This window comes from Enterovibrio calviensis DSM 14347, assembly GCF_000621165.1.
Lineage (GTDB): Bacteria > Pseudomonadota > Gammaproteobacteria > Enterobacterales > Vibrionaceae > Enterovibrio > Enterovibrio calviensis.
In genome coordinates, this window is sequence record NZ_JHZA01000009.1 from 97,220 (window position 1) to 114,909 (window position 17,690).

Here is a 17,690-nt window from a genome sequence, read left to right on the forward strand (position 1 = left end):
CAGCTAAGCCATTGATGATCGCCACACATAAAAAAACGCGAAGAGGGCACTCTCCGCGTTTTATTTTTTCATGCTGATCCGCTTATGCTTTCTTGTTGAAAAGCCAAAATTCTTGTTCAAAAGCCAAGGTATTACAAAGCGAATTTAGCGAATTGTCACCGTCTTCCAACCAGACAATGCAGGGATCAATGAGGCAATCTCAGCCTCTTGCATTTGCCATTGCTCAAAACGTTCGCAGACTTCTTGCTGCGCGATTAAGGTACGATTGCGTTGCTGCTTCACTTCGTCCTCGAGCTTATCTTGTAAGGTTGCCATTTTTTGAGAAATAAACTGCATCTTGTTACTTTTGCCTTCGCTCAATAAGGCAATATCCATCAAGCCTCGGCTTGCCACCGTCGCAATCAACTGTGGGATACTGGCTTCCACCTCACGCACCACTAAGGTCAACGCTTGATGGTTAAGAACTGGCAGGCTCTCTGGTGAGTACAACGATGTATTCACGCGATCTTGTAAGTACTGATGAAATTTCCCGACTTCCCCGCGCAGCTCACTCTTCTCACCCAACTCAGCACTGATAACGCCATCTAGCGCCAACCAAGACGTGTGCAATTCTTCCGTCAACGTGCGCCCAATGAACGGCAAGTCAGTACGGATAATTTGGTTGTATTCGGTTAAAGACGCTCTTTGCGCATCACTCAATGCGACACGATGAACATCGTAGAAAAGGTTGCCAGTGGCATCGATACGAAACATATCGTTATTGTTTTCAAAAACGACGTTATCTGCTTCGATGGCAAGGTTGCCATGAAGTTCTGGTTGGCAGGTTTCCGCTGTAGCAAAAAATGGCAACGTGGCCAAAATAAAACAAAAAACGCGTGATGCGTAAGTGTGGTTGTGACTACCCATATCCGCTCTCCATCTCGCCGGATGAATGAGCAACAGGCAGTCACCCATTCAAGCGTTAGAAAATTGAACGTCCGATGCGCTCAGCCAGCAATTCTAATGCTGCTGTGCCTGCCAAAGAGTTGCCAGAGGGATCAAGCTCAGGTGACCATACCGCAATCGACATTTCACCCGGTACTATTGCTACAATCCCACCACCGACACCCGACTTGCCGGGCATACCTACTCGGTAAGCAAACTCGCCTGCACCATCGTACAAACCACAGGTCGCTAGTAGCGCATTAACCTGCTTACTCTGAGTCTGGCTGACAATTGTTTTTTCTGCGCCTAAAGGAAGTCCTTTGTTTGCCAGATAGTTAAACGTCTTTGCGAGATCGACACAGCTCATGCGGAGTGCACAGTAATGAAAATAATTAGATAGCACAGGCATCACGTCGTTTTCGAAATTACCAAATGCACGCATCAAATACGCAATCGATGCGTTGCGATCACTGTGATCCATTTCCGAGCTAGCCACGATCTTGTCATAGCAAATATGCTCGTTACCAGAGAGGCGACGAACAAATTCCAACATGCGCTGACGCGGTGCCGACAAACGGCTGTAGAGCATATCGCACACCACCAATGCGCCCGCATTAATGAACGGATTACGCGGAATTCCCTTTTCCATCTCTAACTGGATCATGGAATTAAATGCCTGACCAGAAGGCTCTTTTCCCACGCGCTGCCACAGCTCTTCTTGGCTATAGTTTTGAAGCGCTAACGTTAAGCTCAACACCTTAGAGATAGATTGAATAGAGAAGGCTTCTAGCGCATCTCCCGCAGTGATAATCTCGCCGTCGTTATAGCAAACAGCAATGCCTAATTTATCCGCCGACACGCTTTCAAGTGCAGGGATGTAACTGGCAACACGACCTTGTCCAATTAATGGGCGAACTTCTTCTAGGATCTCGCTCAACAGCTCTGGGCTTGGTTTCATCACTATCTCCAGTGGTCAAAAAAGCCAACACGAGGTTGGCTTTAAGTCATTCATCAACGGGCACTTTACAGTGTCGCGCTACAAATAAAGGTATGAGTTTTTTCTTATTCGGTGCGGGCGTATTTCATGTCCCACACACCGTGACCTAAACGGTGACCACGCGCTTCGAATTTCGTCAACGGACGATCATCTGGGCGAGGAATGTAAGAACCGTCAGTCGCCGTGTTTTTATAACCCGGCGCCACGTCCATCACTTCAACCATATGCTCTGCATAGTTTTCCCAGTCTGTTGCCATATGGAAAATCCCGCCGATTTTTAGCTTATCACGCAGCATTTGAACGAATTCAGGCTGAACGATACGGCGCTTGTGGTGGCGCGCTTTATGCCAAGGGTCAGGGAAGAACAGTTGAACCGTTTCAAGGCTTGCCACTGGCAGCATGTGCTCGAACACTTCTACTGCATCGTGACACATCACGCGCAAGTTAGTAACGCCTGCATCACGGGCTGCCATCAAGCATGCACCGACACCTGGGCTGTGTACTTCAATGCCCACAAAGTTTTTTTCTGGCGCGTTCTTTGCCATTTCAACCAGCGAGGCACCCATACCAAAACCGATTTCGAGAACGACTGGATTGTTGTTGCCGAAAACCTCGGCCCAATCTAGTTGTTTCTCTTCGAAATCAATACCCATGGTTGGCCAGCAATCATTCATTGCTTGCTCTTGGCCTTTGGTCAGACGACCTTCTCGGCGTACAAAGCTTCTGATTCTGCGAAGAATTTTGCCGTCTTCGGTCAATTCGGTTTTGGTAACTTCAGTCATTCTCTATGCCTGTAACTCAGTAACGAAGAAAAGTTAAGCGGATCGCGCATTATCCAAAGATCGAGCAAGTGTGCAAGCCTGATCATTTGACGGCGCGTATCTTACCTGAGATGCCTACAAGTTTGCGGCCTTTTTCTGCACAGACTTGTTATACCCAAACAACCTCAAGGTGCTTGTTCAGCGAGAGGTTATTTGGGTATAGACTGTTGTACGAGCAATCTCGTGGGCAGTGCCCCCCAATAAAGATAACAAAAGAGCGAACAAAGTGAGTCAGTCCTTTTCCGATGCAATCTTGGCCTGGTATGACAAATATGGCCGTAAAACCCTACCATGGCAGCAAGAGAAAACACCTTACAAAGTGTGGCTCTCAGAAATCATGCTGCAACAAACTCAAGTCGCTACCGTGATTCCTTATTTTGAACGCTTCATGGCACGCTTTCCGACCGTCACAGATCTGGCTAACGCCGAACTTGATGAAGTGCTGCACTTGTGGACAGGCCTTGGTTACTACGCCCGTGCCCGTAATCTGCACAAAGCCGCGCAGAAAATTGCCACGGACTACCAAGGCGAATTCCCAACCGATATCGACGATGTTCTCGCCCTGCCGGGTATAGGACGCTCTACCGCAGGCGCTGTGCTTTCGCTGTCACTTGGGCAGCACCATCCCATCTTGGACGGTAACGTAAAGCGCACCCTCTCTCGCCACTTCGCCGTAGAAGGCTGGCCGGGGAAAAAGCCTGTCGAGAACCAACTTTGGGCACTCGCCGAGGAGCATACGCCGGCCATTGGTGTACAGCGATTCAACCAAGCCATGATGGATATGGGCGCCATGGTCTGCACGCGCAGTAAACCCAAGTGCGAGATTTGCCCCGTGAATTACAGCTGCGATGCCAATGCGCTAGGCCGACAAGCTGACTTCCCAGGAAAAAAACCGAAAAAGACCATTCCAGAAAAAGAAACCTGCTTTGTCTTGTTCCAATATGAAGATCAGGTTTGGCTAGAACAACGTCCACCCGCAGGATTATGGGGGGGCTTATGGTGCTTACCAGAAACACAAGAAGGCGATGTCGCCCCTTTCATTGAAGGTAAATTGCAACGTGGTGAATTTGATACGCCGGAGCAACTTACCGCATTTCGTCACACGTTCAGTCATTTTCACTTAGATATCGTGCCTATTCGCGTCAAATTGCAAAGTAAGCCCAATAACATTGGGGAGAACGGGATCATGGAAGGTCAAGGCGGGCTTTGGTATAACTTAACCCAACCAGCAAAAGTTGGGCTTGCTGCCCCCGTGCAGAAGCTACTCGAAAGCCTAACACGAGAATTTCAGACTTCGGCAAGTGCCGAAAAATCATAATATTTGGAGCTTAATGATGAGCCGTACTGTTTTTTGTGAGCGTTTGAAGAAAGACGCAGAAGGGCTGGATTTTCAATTGTATCCGGGCGACCTAGGTAAACGCATTTTTGACAACATTTCGAAAGAAGCGTGGGCCCAATGGCAAAGCAAACAAACCATGCTGATCAACGAAAAGAAGCTCAACATGATGGAACCAGACCACCGCAAACTGCTTGAAGAAGAAATGGTGAAATATCTGTTCGAAGGCCACGATACTGTGATCGAGGGCTACACCCCGCCTTCTGAGTAAGACTCTTACCTCACAATTTCACATCAACACTTTGTAAAATAAAGCATCCTGATTACGCTGATCATGGATGCTTTTTCAATGTATGGTACCCATGAAACCTCTTCGCCTGCTCACTAGTTTACTGATCGTTTTTTCTCTCTCGGGTTGCAGCCGAGAAATGGTGGAAGCCATTTACTCTGTTGATTATGAAACGACGAATCGATTTGCCAAAAACCTCGCACCACTGCCTGGTCAATTTGAGAAAGACCTTGCCGCCCTCGATACCCTGATCAGCGGCTTTACTGGTGATATTCAAGTGCGTTGGGGGGAAAACGAAGTTTACGTCTCCGGCAAAAGTGACTACGTCAAATATACAGATAATTATCTGAGCCGCGCCCGCGTTGATTTTGCCAACGGCTTAGTCACCATTGAAACCGTCGCTACCACTGATCCCAAAAAGCACCTCAAACAGGCGATCATCACCACGTTGCTCACGCCCAATGATCCGGCTTCGGTGGATCTATACTCTGCCGCTGACGTCCCACAGGAGGGACGCCCCTTCTTGCAAGGCCAAATTCTTGATCAAGACGGAAAAGAGATCGCATGGGAATGGCGTGCTAGCCGATACGCAGAGCATTTGATTGATACCGACATCAAAACCAAGTCACTGCGTTTTCAAAAAGTTTTCTATGTGCAGATCCCCATGGTGTCTGATCACTCCAGTAAACGACGCTATCAATACGCGGATTTGATTCGCAAGTCTTCACGTCAATATGGCATCTCAGAAGAACTTATTTATTCCATCATCAAAACGGAAAGCAGCTTCAATCCCTATGCGGTAAGTTGGGCAAACGCCTACGGCTTGATGCAAGTGGTACCAAAAACCGCGGGGCGTGATGTGTTTAAGCTCGTGAAAAAGCGTTCTGGAGAACCGAGCCCTGAGTACTTATTTGACCCAGCACGAAATATTGATGCGGGTACGGCGTATTTCTATATTTTGAAAACAAGATACTTAAAAGATGTCCGTGATCCGTTGTCAAAACACTACAGCATGATCTCTGCGTACAACGGCGGAGCAGGCAATGTACTTAAAACATTCCACCGTTCTGACCGAAAACGAGCCATGAACGATTTAAATAGCTTAAAACCCAACCAAGTTTATTGGGCATTAACCAACAAACACCCGTCTTCAGAGTCTCGGCGCTATCTTCAGAAGGTCACTAACTTTCAAAAAGAATTTCGTTCCATGCAATAAAACCGTGGGGAAATCCATAAATTCAGTGCGTTTTTAATTCAAAATGGCGAAAAAGACATCAAACAGTCTTATTTGACGTTTTTTTTAAAAAAAGGTGTTGACGAAAACCCTGAAAATCCGTTTAATGCACCCAACAACAAAGAGCTCAGTCGGTAGAGCAGGGGATTGAAAATCCCCGTGTCGGTGGTTCGATTCCGCCTCGAGGCACCATATTTAGTGAGATGGTGTTAAGTACGCAACGTTTCCAAGGTTTGTGTGCCGGCTTAGCTCAGTTGGTAGAGCAACTGACTTGTAATCAGTAGGTCACCAGTTCGACTCCGGTAGCCGGCACCATTATTTTGATATTGAGTTTAGAGAACTCTTTAATCAAAGCCTCGATAGCTCAGTCGGTAGAGCAGGGGATTGAAAATCCCCGTGTCGGTGGTTCGATTCCGCCTCGAGGCACCATAATTGCAAAATGGTGATTCATTTAGCTTAGGCTAAGTAAGTTTCCAGCAATTCCCCCTTAGTTCAGTTGGTAGAACGGCGGACTGTTAATCCGTATGTCGCAAGTTCAAGTCTTGCAGGGGGAGCCACATTAAGAAACCTAGTCTTCGGACTAGGTTTTTTTTCGCCTTTTTTTCAGTGCGCTGCACTGATTGTCGCAACCCTAGGCGGGCCCGTTAAGTCTTGCAGGGGGAGCCACTTTAAGAAAACCAGTCTTCGGACTGGTTTTTTTTCGCCTGTTTTTTGGTGAGCAGTTCCGTTCACTCGAGTCTCAGTGAATGATACCTCAGGCTCGATCAAAAAAGCCCAACCTTTCGATTGGGCTTCTGCGAGTCAAAGAACGCAGTGAATAGTCGCGAGCACTAGAAGTTATTCTCCATTCCCGCCGCCAATTTGTATGTGCCCCTCGCCGTGCGTCCTTCGTCCTCATAGCAAAAGAATTCACAAAGTTCGGTCACCAGCGCAATACCACGACCGCTTGTCGCCAGTAATTCGTCTAGCGTGCTATCCGTATCTTCAACCAAGAAACCTTCTCCGTTATGGGTGATGTAAAAACTCACCTCACGTTTTGAAGGATTGAAAGAGATACCGGCTTCCAAGTAAGCGAATTGGTCGAGTGATTCGAGACGAGATTGACGCTCCATGTAATAATCCAAAAAGCCATCATCATCAGATTTCAGACTCGATTCGAGCCTTAGTAATCCATGCTCAAGAGCGTTGTTCGTCAATTCAGATAAAATGGTGCACATTAAGTCCACATCAATGTTGCTGCCAAGCGTTCCCTTCAACATGCGTCGGATTTCCCCAACGAGGTTTACTTTGCGTAACTCGGATGCACCAAAATAAACATTAAGCTGGGCGGGAGAACGGCGGTCATAGTAATCGATATCACCCGGTTGCTGTTCAACACGGCTTTGTATCGGTGCCGTAAGCTCTAACATCGACATGTCATCACCTACCCCACCACCACTAGTAAACTGCGTAATATGCTCACGAGTGGCTTCTATGACGCTCTTATGAGGGGAAGATATCAACGCTTCTAAGCCTTCCTCTCCTAACTCTTGCCCTTGCGCGTCACGCGCTTCAATCACACCATCGGTAAAGAAGAACAGCTTGTCGCCTTCATTCAATTTCAACACCACAAGGTTCGCCTCAAATTCTTCTGAATCCATGGCGCCCAATGCCATGTGCGCAGAAGGCAGGCGCTGTTTTATCTCTCCGTAAGCATCAACAATGTAGCCATCAGGCATACCGCCTCCCCACCACTTTATCTCCAGTCCATTGGCGGAGACTTCCAGCAAATTGGCGGCGACTAGCATGCCTGGGGGTAGAAACGTCTTTAATGTCGAGTTCATTTCTTTCACTATATCGCCCAACGCAAAGCCATTCTTTGTCATAGCAAAAAAGGCTTTTGTAGCAGGAATAGACGAAATAGCGGCGGGCAACCCATGACCGGTGGCATCTGCAAGTAGCGCATAGATACCGCCTTGTGGTCTTGGCGTGACGAGTACGACATCACCATTGAAGTTAGTGTAGGAGCTGGTATAGAACTCTACCCCTTCGGCGTCTTGATAGCAGCCCTGCATTAAGTTGCTAAAAATGGTTTCCGCCATGGTGTGCTCATAGAGGGTATGAGCCTGAAAGTGTTTGAGTGCATCGCGTTGAACGGCGACTTCGTTATACAAACGTACATTACGACAATGCGCACGAACTTTAGCAACAATCGTGGTTCGACTTATGGGCTTTGTTAAAAAGTCATCACCCAATGTCATGCAACGATTGAAGGCGTCGTTATCGGTTATACCTGTGAGAAACACGATGGGAAGGTATGCATTTTTGTATCGTATTCGAATCTGCTTTGCTGCTTCAAAGCCATCCATCACGGGCATCAACACATCCATGATCACGATATTCGGCAACTCGTCCATGGACTCCAGCATATCGAGCGCCATTTGACCGTTGTCGGCAATCAATAACTCGTCAAATTCATCTCTAAGCACATGCTCGAGGAAGCATTGCAATGAAACTTCATCTTCAACGATAAGTACTTTCAATCGCGATCTCCCCTATTTACCACAATAAGCTTGGATACATCGATTTACTCAATGATGAATTTTTTCTCAAAGCGTGCAATAACCAGTACTCGCTTAATCTGAGGCATGGTGTTGGTTAATCGAATATCACCTTCTTTCTTATTCAAGAAAGTCTGCATATTCAATAGCATCCCAAGACCCGCACTGTCGATGTACTCAGTACCTCGGAAATCGACTTCAATGTTTTTTCCTTTACAGTCCTGATATGCATCGCGGAACTCCTGCACCACACTAAAATCAAACTGCCCGTTTACATGGATAACAACAGATTTTCCGTCATTTCTTTCTTCGCGACTGATAGCCATACCGTCTCCTAAAACAGTTCTATGTCGCCTTCATCGGCTGACATTTGTTTTGCTGGGGCTCTATCCGCAGAGCCTGCTAGTTCTTCTATTTCATCCACCGCGGCATGCAGTGCGACCCAATCTACCTTATTCGCAGTTAAGCTCTCAGTAATCAGAGCATTGAGATCTTCCAAAATATGAAGGTTATTGAGTACGTGTTGCCCTTGCTGTGACACGATATCGGCGAATTGCAGCCCTTGAATACTCTTAGCCACCTCTCCACGAACCATTTCACCTTTTTCTGTCACCTTACCAATCTCGAGTGTGACTTCCTGATTGACACCCTGAACCCCTTTTAATAGCTGCTCGATTCGGGTTTTAGATTCAATGGAAGAGGTCATATCCAACGTCGCAATTTCTCCAACGATGCTATTGGTTTGCTTTACGGTGTCTTGAGCAAGATTGATGTCTTTGTGAATTTGGCTGTTTAACGTGGAGGCTCGATTTGCAAGGTCTCTTACCTCTGAAGCAACCACCCCAAACCCTCTACCTAACTCGCCTGCCCGCGCAGCCTCAATCGCTGCATTGAGGGCGAGGAGATTGGTTTGATCCGACATGGCTTGCACCTGATCAAGCAGGTTAAACACCGCATCTAACTTTTCCGACATGTCGTGAATACAGTGAATGGCTGTGATACTTTTTTCAGAAACCTTCACCAATAGGTCAATGTACTGATCGATTGCCTGCTCTGTTTCAGGCAGTACTTTGGCGAGGTTAAATTCACTGTCTTCATTGTTTAACAAGCCCCCGACCATGTGATTCGCCAATGTGGCCTGTTCACTCACCGCCCGCTCCATACCAAAGAAGCTGGAGTTGAGGTTATGAACAGAGTCATTGATCACTTCCTGTTGTCGATCTAACTGCTCTCTGATTGGGATCAGTTCAATGGTTAGAATGTTGTGAATTTTCTGCAAGACAGCCGTGGATTCAACAGACACTCCTCCATCGTCAATGGGGGTTTCGTACTGCTCATTTGAAAGACTTTCCTCGGGCTGGTATCGCCACAAATACAATACACAGGATATAACAATGGCAACAGCCACCGCGCTCGACAGCGATTGCTGCAAGTAAATAAGTACACCACCAGCGGTGACGGCCAAAAGCGCAACGAAGGCCTTTATATTTGTTTTAACCATAAACTTTACCCACTAGGTAGGTGGCGATTTTATCCAGTGGCAGCACTTGTTGGGCTGCTTCAATTTCAACGGCGGCACGAGGCATACCCCAGACCACTGAACTGTTTTCATCTTGCGCGACGGTCAATGCGCCGGTTTCGCGCATTTCCAGCATTCCCTGAGCACCATCTTTTCCCATCCCCGTCAAAATGACAGACAAGGAACGTCCGCCCGCGGCTTTGGCAACAGACGAGAACATGACATCCACAGAAGGCTTGTGACGTTGAACCGGGTCGCTATCACAACGCGTGCAGTAATAGCACCCAGAACGCTTAACGACTTTAAGGTGTGTATCCCCTGGCGCGACATAGACTCGACCACTCACCAGTGGCGCCATATCCGAGGCGAGTTCTTCCACATGTAATTGAGATGCTCGGTTGAGGCGCTCAGCGAAGGACTTACTGAACACGGCTTTGATGTGCTGAGTGATCACAATGGGTGGCATTTTTGCCGGCAAGGCTTCGAGTACGTGACGAATGGCTTCGGTTCCCCCTGTTGAAGCACCGATAGCAATAATGTCGTAAGACGATCCCAAGCTGCGACCAGAGACGCTGATTTCAGACGCCGAATTATGTACCGCGCCTGCAATATTCGCGTTAGCAGCCATTTTTACTTTCTCTACCACCAATTGGCGATAGTTGCTCAGTTCAGAAGCAACGTTTTCTGTCGGTTTGGGGAAATAATCTACGGCACCGATTTCCAACGCAGCCAACGTGGCATCAGCACCATGTTGAGTGAGTGTGGATATCATGACGACTGGCATAGGATGGAGACGCATCAAATTACGAAGAAATTGAACGCCATCCATTTTCGGCATCTCAATATCTAACGTGATCACATCAGGTTTGAGTTTCTTAATTTTCTCTCTGGCTTCGTAAGGGTCGACTGCTAATCCCACGACTTCGAGCTGAGGATCTGAATTGATAACATCACTGAGCAAGGCTCTAAAAACTGCAGAGTCATCAACAATCAGTACTCTATGTACCCGTTTTCCCATTAGAATAGCTCCGCACTATCGCCGTCATCACGTTTCGCTTCGTTTGCCAGACGGCGTTTATAATTGATCTCCTCCGCTTCTACTTCACCGCGGTATCCTCTGAGCTTCTTGACCCATGCTTTTCCTGTCATGGGATCAAATACGACTTTGCGTGGGAATTCAGTGCCTAGATCCTCGCCCACGATGTTTAAGCCTTCGTTTTGAACATAGTTCCTAATGAAGGCAATATTCTTTTCGCCAATACTCGCCTGCTTACCCATGACCATGCCGCCGCCAAATAATTTCACGCGTAACCGGCTTTTAATCGCACCTTGCTGAATCATAGTGTTGATTAATAGTTCCATGGCATAGTTGCCATAACGGGCAGCATTTGAACGCCATTGTGTTGGGTCCCAGCCTTCAATATTATCTGAATCGCCAAACGGCAACATAAAGTGGTTCATGCCACCTAATTCTATAAACGGATCCCATACGCAAGCGGAAATACAGGAGCCCAACCCTGTCGAAATCAGCTCGCGTTCCGAGGTAACGTATACCTCTCCCGGCTGAATTTTCACCATCATCATTTGCTTACCGGGGTGGAAAAAGCGCCTCGCCCCTGCCCCAATAGGGCAGCCAGTAAGCTCGAGAATTTTATGCATACAAGGCTCAGTTTGCTGTTGTTTCGAAGTTGCAGTGATTGCCTTTACGGTTTGCGAAACATGGTTTGACCAAGGTTCTCAAATCGACTGCCCATTTGTCCGATGCTTTCAGAGTGACCTATAAACAAAATGCCGCCACTGCCCAGCTTTTCCCAGAAACGATATATAAGTTGCTGCTGCATGTCTTTCTCAAAATAAATCATAACGTTACGGCAAAATATTGCATCTAAGGGGCCTTTGTGAGGCCAGGTAGCCGTTAGATTTAACTGTTTAAACGTGATTGCCTTACGTACTGAAGGCTTCACTTTTAATAACTCTTGCTTCTTCCCCTTACCGCGAATGAATCCATGGTGTAGCATCGCCGAAGGAATCACTTTGCTCGCTTCGATGCCATAGGTCCCATTTTTAGCCACTTCTAACACTTGCGTGTCTAAGTCCGTGGCCAAAATCTTGCAGTCATGATTTGGCGTCAGTAAACCACTTGCAGCCAACGTTGATGCGATGGTGTAAGGCTCTTCACCCGTCGAACACCCCGCTGACCAAATACGAATTCGCTTTTTCTTTTGGCTTTGCCATCCTGGCACCATGGTGTTGGTCATGAAGTCAAAATGGTGCTTTTCTCTGAAGAACTGCGTTTTGTTTGTCGTTAGTGAATTAACAAAGGCAACTCTCTCATCGAGGTCATTATTCACCAGCGTGAAATAGGCATGGAAACTGTCTAATCCAGTGCGACGCAATCGCCTTGCAAGCCGTCCATACACCATTGAGGTTTTACGCTCAGAAAGGGAAATACCGGTTTCTCTGAGCATAAACTCCTGAATGTACTTGAAATCGCTATCCGTGAATTCAAATTCACGCTGCTCTTCAATTTGACTCAGCGCCTCAATTGCATTCACCGTTAGAACTCCTCCCAATCGTCATCTGAATCCGCGGCGGATACTGACAGCCCATTGGCTACTTTTTTCACCGCCGGCGCAGAAGGTGCCCTCATAGGCGAAGGAGAGGGTTGTTGGAAGCTTTTAACTGGCCCCGCATTCGGGTTGTTTAGCCCCGTGCGTGAATTGTCTACGCGGAAGAATCCAATCAGATTGAGCAACTCGCTGCCTTCATCACGAAGAGATTGGCTGGCCGCAGAGGCTTCTTCTACCAGTGCCGCATTCTGTTGAGTCATCTCATCCATTTTGACGATGGCTTTTGATATCTCATCAATACCTGTCGCTTGTTCCTGACTGGCTGAATTGATCTTGCCAATCAAGGTGGAGACTTCGCCGACAGCATCAACAATTTCATTCAGCATTTCACCTGATTCATCCACTAAACGTGAACCTTCGGATACCTTTTCTCCGCTGTCTTTAATGAGGTCTTTGATTTCTTTCGCGGCACCCGCACTTCGTTGAGCAAGGTTACGAACTTCCCCTGCCACTACGGCAAAACCTCGGCCTTGTTCTCCCGCACGCGCGGCTTCAACAGCCGCATTCAGGGCAAGCAAGTTGGTTTGGAAAGCAATCTCATCAATCACGCTAATGATGTCAGAAATACGTTTGCTCGCTTTATTGATTTCCCCCATGGCAGACACAGTCTGTTTGACCACTTCCCCACCTTGCTGTGCCTTGGTACTCGCATTCTGCGACAAGCGATTAGCGGAATTTGCACTTTCCGCATTTTGCTTCACTGTCGAGGTCATTTCTTCCATGCTCGCCGCCGTTTCTTCAAGGCTGGCGGCCTGCTCTTCGGTGCGCTCACTCAAGTCACTATTGCCTTCGGCAATCTCACCGGACGCTGTCGCCACTCGAGCCGATGACGCTGTGATCTTCTCAACCATGTCGCGTAAGTTCGTGATAGAGGTATTCACTGCGTTACTCAGTGCCGCAAAATCGCCTTTGTAGTCTTCAGGCATGTTGACCTTCAGGTCACCCTCAGAGACCTTGCTCATCACATCACGACAGTTATTTAGCGGCTCAACCATATTATCGAGTAGGCCGTTGATACCCTCACTTAGGTTCGCCATAAAGCCCGTGTACTTATTGGTGTCCATGCGTGAACCTAAGCGCCCTTCCGAAGCATCTCGAATCAAGCCTTCTACATCACGCTGCCCAGCCATTTGTTCGGTAATGTCTTCCCACTGCAACGCAGGGCCAATGAAGTTTCCTGCAGAGTCGTACATGGCGATACAGGTGAGTGTGAACTCCAACTCACCCACTTTGATATTCGCGGTGTAAGGCAAGCGGTCAGGATTACTGATGATCGCGCGCTGATGCGCGGGATTTTTGTGGAAGATATCGACATTCTTCCCATTTAAATTGTCAGCTTGGAATCCAGGGAAGTGCTTACGCAGGTCGTCTTCTCGTTTACCCAACAATTTTTTCAGTGCTGGGTTGTAATAGGTAATGTTGCCGTCTTTATCGGCCATCATGATATTGGTGGTCATGCCTTCTACGGCGGAGACCAATCGACCGACTTCGACTTCACGATTACGTAGCTCGGTAACATCTCGCCACTCTAAGCTATTGCCAATGTACTGACCGTTGTCGTCAACAATGGCGGCGACGTTGAGCTCTATCGTAAGATCTGCAACGCTAATATCTGTTTTATAAGGAAGATTGGCCGGGTTTGCCAGCAACTGACGTTGATGCGACGGGTCCTTGTGGAACTCATCAATACAACGCCCCATCAACCACTCACTGCTCGCCGTAAATCCTGGCCACATCTGCTTGAACGATCCTTCATGCTTTTTAAACAGCGCTAAGGTTTGCTCATTGATGTAGGTAATACTCAGATCTCGGTCGATCAATACCATCGCGGTCAATGACTGATCAATTGCTGCACGAAGACGAGCACGTTCGGTGTCCGCTTGCAGCTTCTCAGTGACATCATCCCATTCCAATGTGTTGCCAACATACTCGCCGCTGGCATCAATCACTGCACCTACAACCAAACGCAGGGAGACATCGCCAACGGTAATGATGGTTTCATGGGGCAAATTCGCTGGATTGGACAGCATCTGTCGTTGGTGAGCTGGATTTTTGTGGAACAAATCAATGCACGTCCCTTCTATCCAATCCTTTTCTGCTCGAAAGCTAGGCCACTGAGAGCGAAACAACTCTTCATGTGTTTTAAGCAGTTCCACTGATTTTTTGTTGACGTAAAAGACTTTGAAATCTCTATCAACCATCATCAATGCAGTCTGAGCCGTATCCAGCGCAGACACTATGTGCGCTTTTAACCCCAGATCTTCTTGTGTGCTTTCTGCGTCTGTTACCTTCTCTTTTTTCCACCAAGACATAACCGTCAATCCTCGCTAACCAGATCTGGCTGCGTTACTTCATGCAACACGTCGAAATCAAATAGTCGTTCTAATTGTATTAACACCACATGGTTGCCACTGACTGAGGCGATCCCTTCAATGAATCGTTCGTCAATTTTCACAAAGCTGGGTGCTGTTTTAATTTGACTCGCCGATAACTGATATACCTCAGCTACTGCATCGACAATTATTCCCAGTGATTGTCCTTGTTCATTTCTAACAATCACCACCACCGTCGTTTTACTCAATACTGACGGTGACATATTGAATCTTTGCCTGAGATCGATAATGGGAATGTATTCTCCTCGAAGCTCAAGTACGCCCAATAGGTAGCTTTCACTATTAGGAAGTTTCCTGATTTCTGACCAACCACGGACTTCTTTCACATCAAGGATGTTCAGCCCATACTCTTCGTCGTCGATCAAAAAGCTCAGATATTCCATCACCTCTTCTGACATGGTGCCTCCTTAATGAACCAGTCCTTCGATGCTGAGCAGCGCATCAACATCCAACAAGCTCATCACCTGAGCATCCACGTTCAGTAGTCCACTGACAAATGGCATGACTTGCGAGTCGCCTATGGGGGGAATTAAGCTCTTATCACCCAGATCTATTACGTCTGAAACCGCATCAACCACGACACCCATCATTCGGTTTCCTGCGGATTCACCGGCTTTCAAAATTAAAACCACGGTTGTTGGCAAATACTCAACGGTGCCGATATTAAAGCGCACCCTTAAATCCATGATGGGAACGATCATGCCGCGGAGATTAATAACGCCGAGCACAAACTCAGGCGAGCGCGGTATTACCGTAGGGGGCTCCCAAACGCGGATCTCTTCTACCGCTTGAATATCCACGCCATAAAGTTCATGCGCCAAGTCGAAGCTCAGGAAGTCCGACCCTTGCAAACGGTCTTGCCCTTCATTGGGTTCATCATGTGTGACGGTCGCAGCGACTGCTTGGTTCGTCATGCTATCCTCCTAAGCCGCCACGTGGGCGTTTGTATCAGCAACGCGGCTTAGGAAGCCGGTCATCAGTCCCTGAATATCCAAAATCAGTGACACTGAACCATCGCCAAGAATCGTCGCGCCGGACACACCGTTGACGCGTGTATAATTTGATTCGAGGCTTTTAATCACCACTTGCTGCTGCCCGAGCATTTCGTCCAGTAGCAAGCCGACGCGATTTCCGCTCGCTTCCACCAAACACAACAGCTGTTTGTCGAGGGCTCCTGACTCACCCAGCCCAAATTCTTCTTTAAGCCGGAGTATTGGAATGTTCTCGTCACGCAAGCGATAGAGTTCGACGCCGCCCGTGGCGACTTTCACTCGGTCAGATTCAATCTGAATGGACTCGATAATAGAAATTAGCGGAACAACAAAAACTTGATCGGCAAGCTTAACCAATTGACCATCGAGGATGGCTAATGTGAGTGGCAAGCTAATACGGAAAACACTACCGACATTAGGCTCGGAATCCACTTCAATGTGACCGCCTAAGTCTTCGATATTACGCTTCACTACATCCATGCCTACACCGCGACCTGACACGTCGGAGACGATTTCGGCGGTTGAAAATCCAGGGGCAAAGATCAGGTTATAAACTTGGTGGTTAGAGAGATCGTCCAACGCGGTATCATGATGGAGTAGCCCTTTCTCAATGGCTTTTTTCCACACTCTTTCTTTGTTTAAACCCGCACCGTCATCACGCACTTCGATCACTATCGATCCGCCTTGGTGGTAGGCATAAAGTGACACTTTACCCGTTTCACCTTTCCCGTTGGCGACACGGGTTTCTGGCAACTCTAAGCCGTGATCGACAGCATTTCGAACTAAGTGAACTAAGGGATCGGTGATCCTTTCCAACACAGTTTTATCCAGTTCGGTTTGTTCACCTTCAATTACCAACTCGACATTTTTTCCAAGCTGAGAGGACAAATCTCGAATCAAGCGTGGAAACCGATTAAACGCAAAACTGATGGGTAGCATGCGAATGTTCAATACGCTTTCTTGTAGTTCTTTGGTGTTTTGTAAAAGCTGATCAAGGCCAGCTTGCAGGCGCTCGATTTTGCTTTCTGAAAAGTTCTGGCTCAGCTCCGTCAACATAGACTGCGTGATCACTAGCTCACCCACGAGATTGATGAGGTTATCAACCTTGTCTATCTCTACGCGAATTGAAGAAACCGCATCGGTTTTGGCCGCTGCTTGCTTTGCCGCTGGCTTACTGGCAACAGGAGGCTTGGGAGCTGTTGGTGCCACTTCTTCCGATGGTGAAGCATTATCGACAGTCGCAACTTCTTGGTTTTGGCTACCTTCTTTATTTGCACGCGATATATCGAGATCACAATCGTCTTCAACCCACTCAAAGATCTCTTCAATCAACGCCTTATCAACGTGCCCTTCGACGGTAATACACCAAGTGAGGTAACACATTTCAGGTTCTAACTCACTGAATGTAGGCAGCGCATCGATCAAACACTCGATCTGACAATGAACGCCTAAATCAAAAAGCTCTCGAAGAATACGGACAGGATCATTGCCCGTGAAGAACATGTCTTTGTGCGGTTTAAACTGCACAATCCAGTCACCGTCACCATCGTTATCCGACGACGCTGCAGCGTCTTCGTTTTCTTGCGCGGCAGGCTCACTGTCAGCAGAGGCCGACGGCCCGTTCTGAAGCAACTTGTTCAGCTCGTCAGTCAATGCATCTCTTAGGACGTGATCAAAATCAGAGCTCGTTTCATATGCGATCAACATGCTGTTGATGCAATCACCACCTTTCAGAAGGAGGTCGATGGTACTGGCATCTAAACGACGCTTACCTTCCCTCGCTTCATCAAGCAATGTCTCCATGACATGAGTAAACTGGCTTATCTCATTGAGGTTGAAGGTCGCGCCACCACCTTTAATAGAGTGAGCCGCTCGGAAGATGGTGTTAATAATATCGAGATCGATATCACCATCAGGATCGAGTGAAAGTAGCTCTCTCTCAAGGATTTCAAGGTTCTCACGACACTCCTCATAGAAAATCCGACGCAGTTGGTCCATGTCCAAAGCCATAGTGA

16 protein-coding genes and 4 tRNA genes are annotated in these 17,690 nt (G+C 47.6%); 7 read left to right on the top strand and 13 right to left on the bottom strand.

The annotated features are described in order from the left end of the window. Window positions 1-144: 144 nt before the first annotated feature. The 3 genes from Q365_RS0108950 to trmB form a co-directional block, all read right to left on the bottom strand. Window positions 145-906, bottom strand: coding sequence for a DUF2884 family protein (locus Q365_RS0108950; protein WP_028023024.1), 762 nt, complete (start codon window positions 904-906; stop codon window positions 145-147). Between the two features lie 55 nt (window positions 907-961). Then, complete coding sequence (glsB, locus tag Q365_RS0108955) at window positions 962-1,882, bottom strand: glutaminase B (RefSeq protein WP_028023025.1); 921 nt, start codon at window positions 1,880-1,882, stop codon at window positions 962-964. A gap of 104 nt (window positions 1,883-1,986) precedes the next feature. Beyond that, window positions 1,987-2,703: a tRNA (guanosine(46)-N7)-methyltransferase TrmB gene (trmB, locus tag Q365_RS0108960; protein ID WP_017012210.1), complete on the bottom strand. Its 717-nt coding sequence runs from the start codon at window positions 2,701-2,703 to the stop codon at window positions 1,987-1,989. Between the two features lie 265 nt (window positions 2,704-2,968). Here trmB and mutY point away from each other — a divergent pair, with 265 nt between their 5' ends. The 7 genes from mutY to Q365_RS0108995 all read left to right on the top strand — a co-directional run bounded on the left by mutY (window position 2,969) and on the right by Q365_RS0108995 (window position 6,158). After that, a complete protein-coding gene (gene mutY, locus Q365_RS0108965) occupies window positions 2,969-4,060 on the top strand; it encodes an A/G-specific adenine glycosylase (RefSeq protein WP_028023026.1) in 1,092 nt (363 codons plus the stop codon). A 16-nt stretch (window positions 4,061-4,076) separates the two neighbouring features. Further along, the gene (locus Q365_RS0108970; RefSeq protein WP_028023027.1) at window positions 4,077-4,349 is read left to right on the top strand and encodes an oxidative damage protection protein; all 273 of its coding nucleotides are present in this window, start codon (window positions 4,077-4,079) and stop codon (window positions 4,347-4,349) included. A gap of 91 nt (window positions 4,350-4,440) precedes the next feature. Beyond that, a complete protein-coding gene (gene mltC / locus Q365_RS0108975) occupies window positions 4,441-5,583 on the top strand; it encodes a membrane-bound lytic murein transglycosylase MltC (protein ID WP_028023028.1) in 1,143 nt (380 codons plus the stop codon). A 140-nt stretch (window positions 5,584-5,723) separates the two neighbouring features. Then, window positions 5,724-5,793, top strand: a tRNA-Phe gene (locus tag Q365_RS0108980). Between the two features lie 47 nt (window positions 5,794-5,840). Further along, a tRNA-Thr gene (locus tag Q365_RS0108985) sits at window positions 5,841-5,916 on the top strand. A gap of 38 nt (window positions 5,917-5,954) precedes the next feature. After that, window positions 5,955-6,030 (top strand) — tRNA-Phe (locus Q365_RS0108990). Window positions 6,031-6,082: 52 nt separating this feature from the next. Beyond that, window positions 6,083-6,158: transfer RNA gene (locus Q365_RS0108995), tRNA-Asn, on the top strand. A gap of 273 nt (window positions 6,159-6,431) precedes the next feature. On the opposite strand, the gene Q365_RS0109000 is transcribed toward Q365_RS0108995, so the two are convergent. From Q365_RS0109000 to Q365_RS0109045, 10 genes are read right to left on the bottom strand one after another with little or no spacing between them, the layout of a single operon-like run. After that, window positions 6,432-8,123 (bottom strand): SpoIIE family protein phosphatase, encoded by a 1,692-nt coding sequence (locus tag Q365_RS0109000; protein WP_028023029.1) that lies wholly within the window; start codon window positions 8,121-8,123, stop codon window positions 6,432-6,434. Between the two features lie 44 nt (window positions 8,124-8,167). Then, the gene (locus Q365_RS0109005; protein ID WP_028023030.1) at window positions 8,168-8,467 is read right to left on the bottom strand and encodes an STAS domain-containing protein; all 300 of its coding nucleotides are present in this window, start codon (window positions 8,465-8,467) and stop codon (window positions 8,168-8,170) included. Between the two features lie 8 nt (window positions 8,468-8,475). After that, window positions 8,476-9,642, bottom strand: a complete 1,167-nt coding sequence (locus Q365_RS0109010; protein ID WP_035024717.1) for a methyl-accepting chemotaxis protein — start codon at window positions 9,640-9,642, stop codon at window positions 8,476-8,478. Continuing rightward, a complete protein-coding gene (locus Q365_RS0109015; protein ID WP_028023032.1) occupies window positions 9,635-10,678 on the bottom strand; it encodes a protein-glutamate methylesterase/protein-glutamine glutaminase in 1,044 nt (347 codons plus the stop codon). The genes Q365_RS0109010 and Q365_RS0109015 overlap by 8 nt, the downstream gene beginning before the upstream one ends. Beyond that, the gene (locus tag Q365_RS0109020; RefSeq protein ID WP_035024718.1) at window positions 10,678-11,319 is read right to left on the bottom strand and encodes a chemotaxis protein CheD; all 642 of its coding nucleotides are present in this window, start codon (window positions 11,317-11,319) and stop codon (window positions 10,678-10,680) included. Before Q365_RS0109020 ends, Q365_RS0109015 begins: the two co-directional genes overlap by 1 nt. Before the next feature lie 44 nt (window positions 11,320-11,363). Further along, window positions 11,364-12,215: a CheR family methyltransferase gene (locus Q365_RS0109025; protein WP_035024720.1), complete on the bottom strand. Its 852-nt coding sequence runs from the start codon at window positions 12,213-12,215 to the stop codon at window positions 11,364-11,366. Window positions 12,216-12,217: 2 nt separating this feature from the next. Next, on the bottom strand, window positions 12,218-14,602 hold the full coding sequence (aer2, locus tag Q365_RS0109030; protein ID WP_028023035.1) for an aerotaxis transducer Aer2: 2,385 nt from the start codon (window positions 14,600-14,602) through the stop codon (window positions 12,218-12,220). A gap of 5 nt (window positions 14,603-14,607) precedes the next feature. Further along, window positions 14,608-15,081: a chemotaxis protein CheW gene (locus tag Q365_RS0109035; protein ID WP_028023036.1), complete on the bottom strand. Its 474-nt coding sequence runs from the start codon at window positions 15,079-15,081 to the stop codon at window positions 14,608-14,610. 9 nt (window positions 15,082-15,090) lie between these two features. Beyond that, window positions 15,091-15,597: a chemotaxis protein CheW gene (locus Q365_RS0109040; RefSeq protein WP_028023037.1), complete on the bottom strand. Its 507-nt coding sequence runs from the start codon at window positions 15,595-15,597 to the stop codon at window positions 15,091-15,093. Window positions 15,598-15,606: 9 nt separating this feature from the next. After that, on the bottom strand, window positions 15,607-17,685 hold the full coding sequence (locus Q365_RS0109045) for a chemotaxis protein CheA (protein ID WP_028023038.1): 2,079 nt from the start codon (window positions 17,683-17,685) through the stop codon (window positions 15,607-15,609). Window positions 17,686-17,690: the final 5 nt, after the last annotated feature.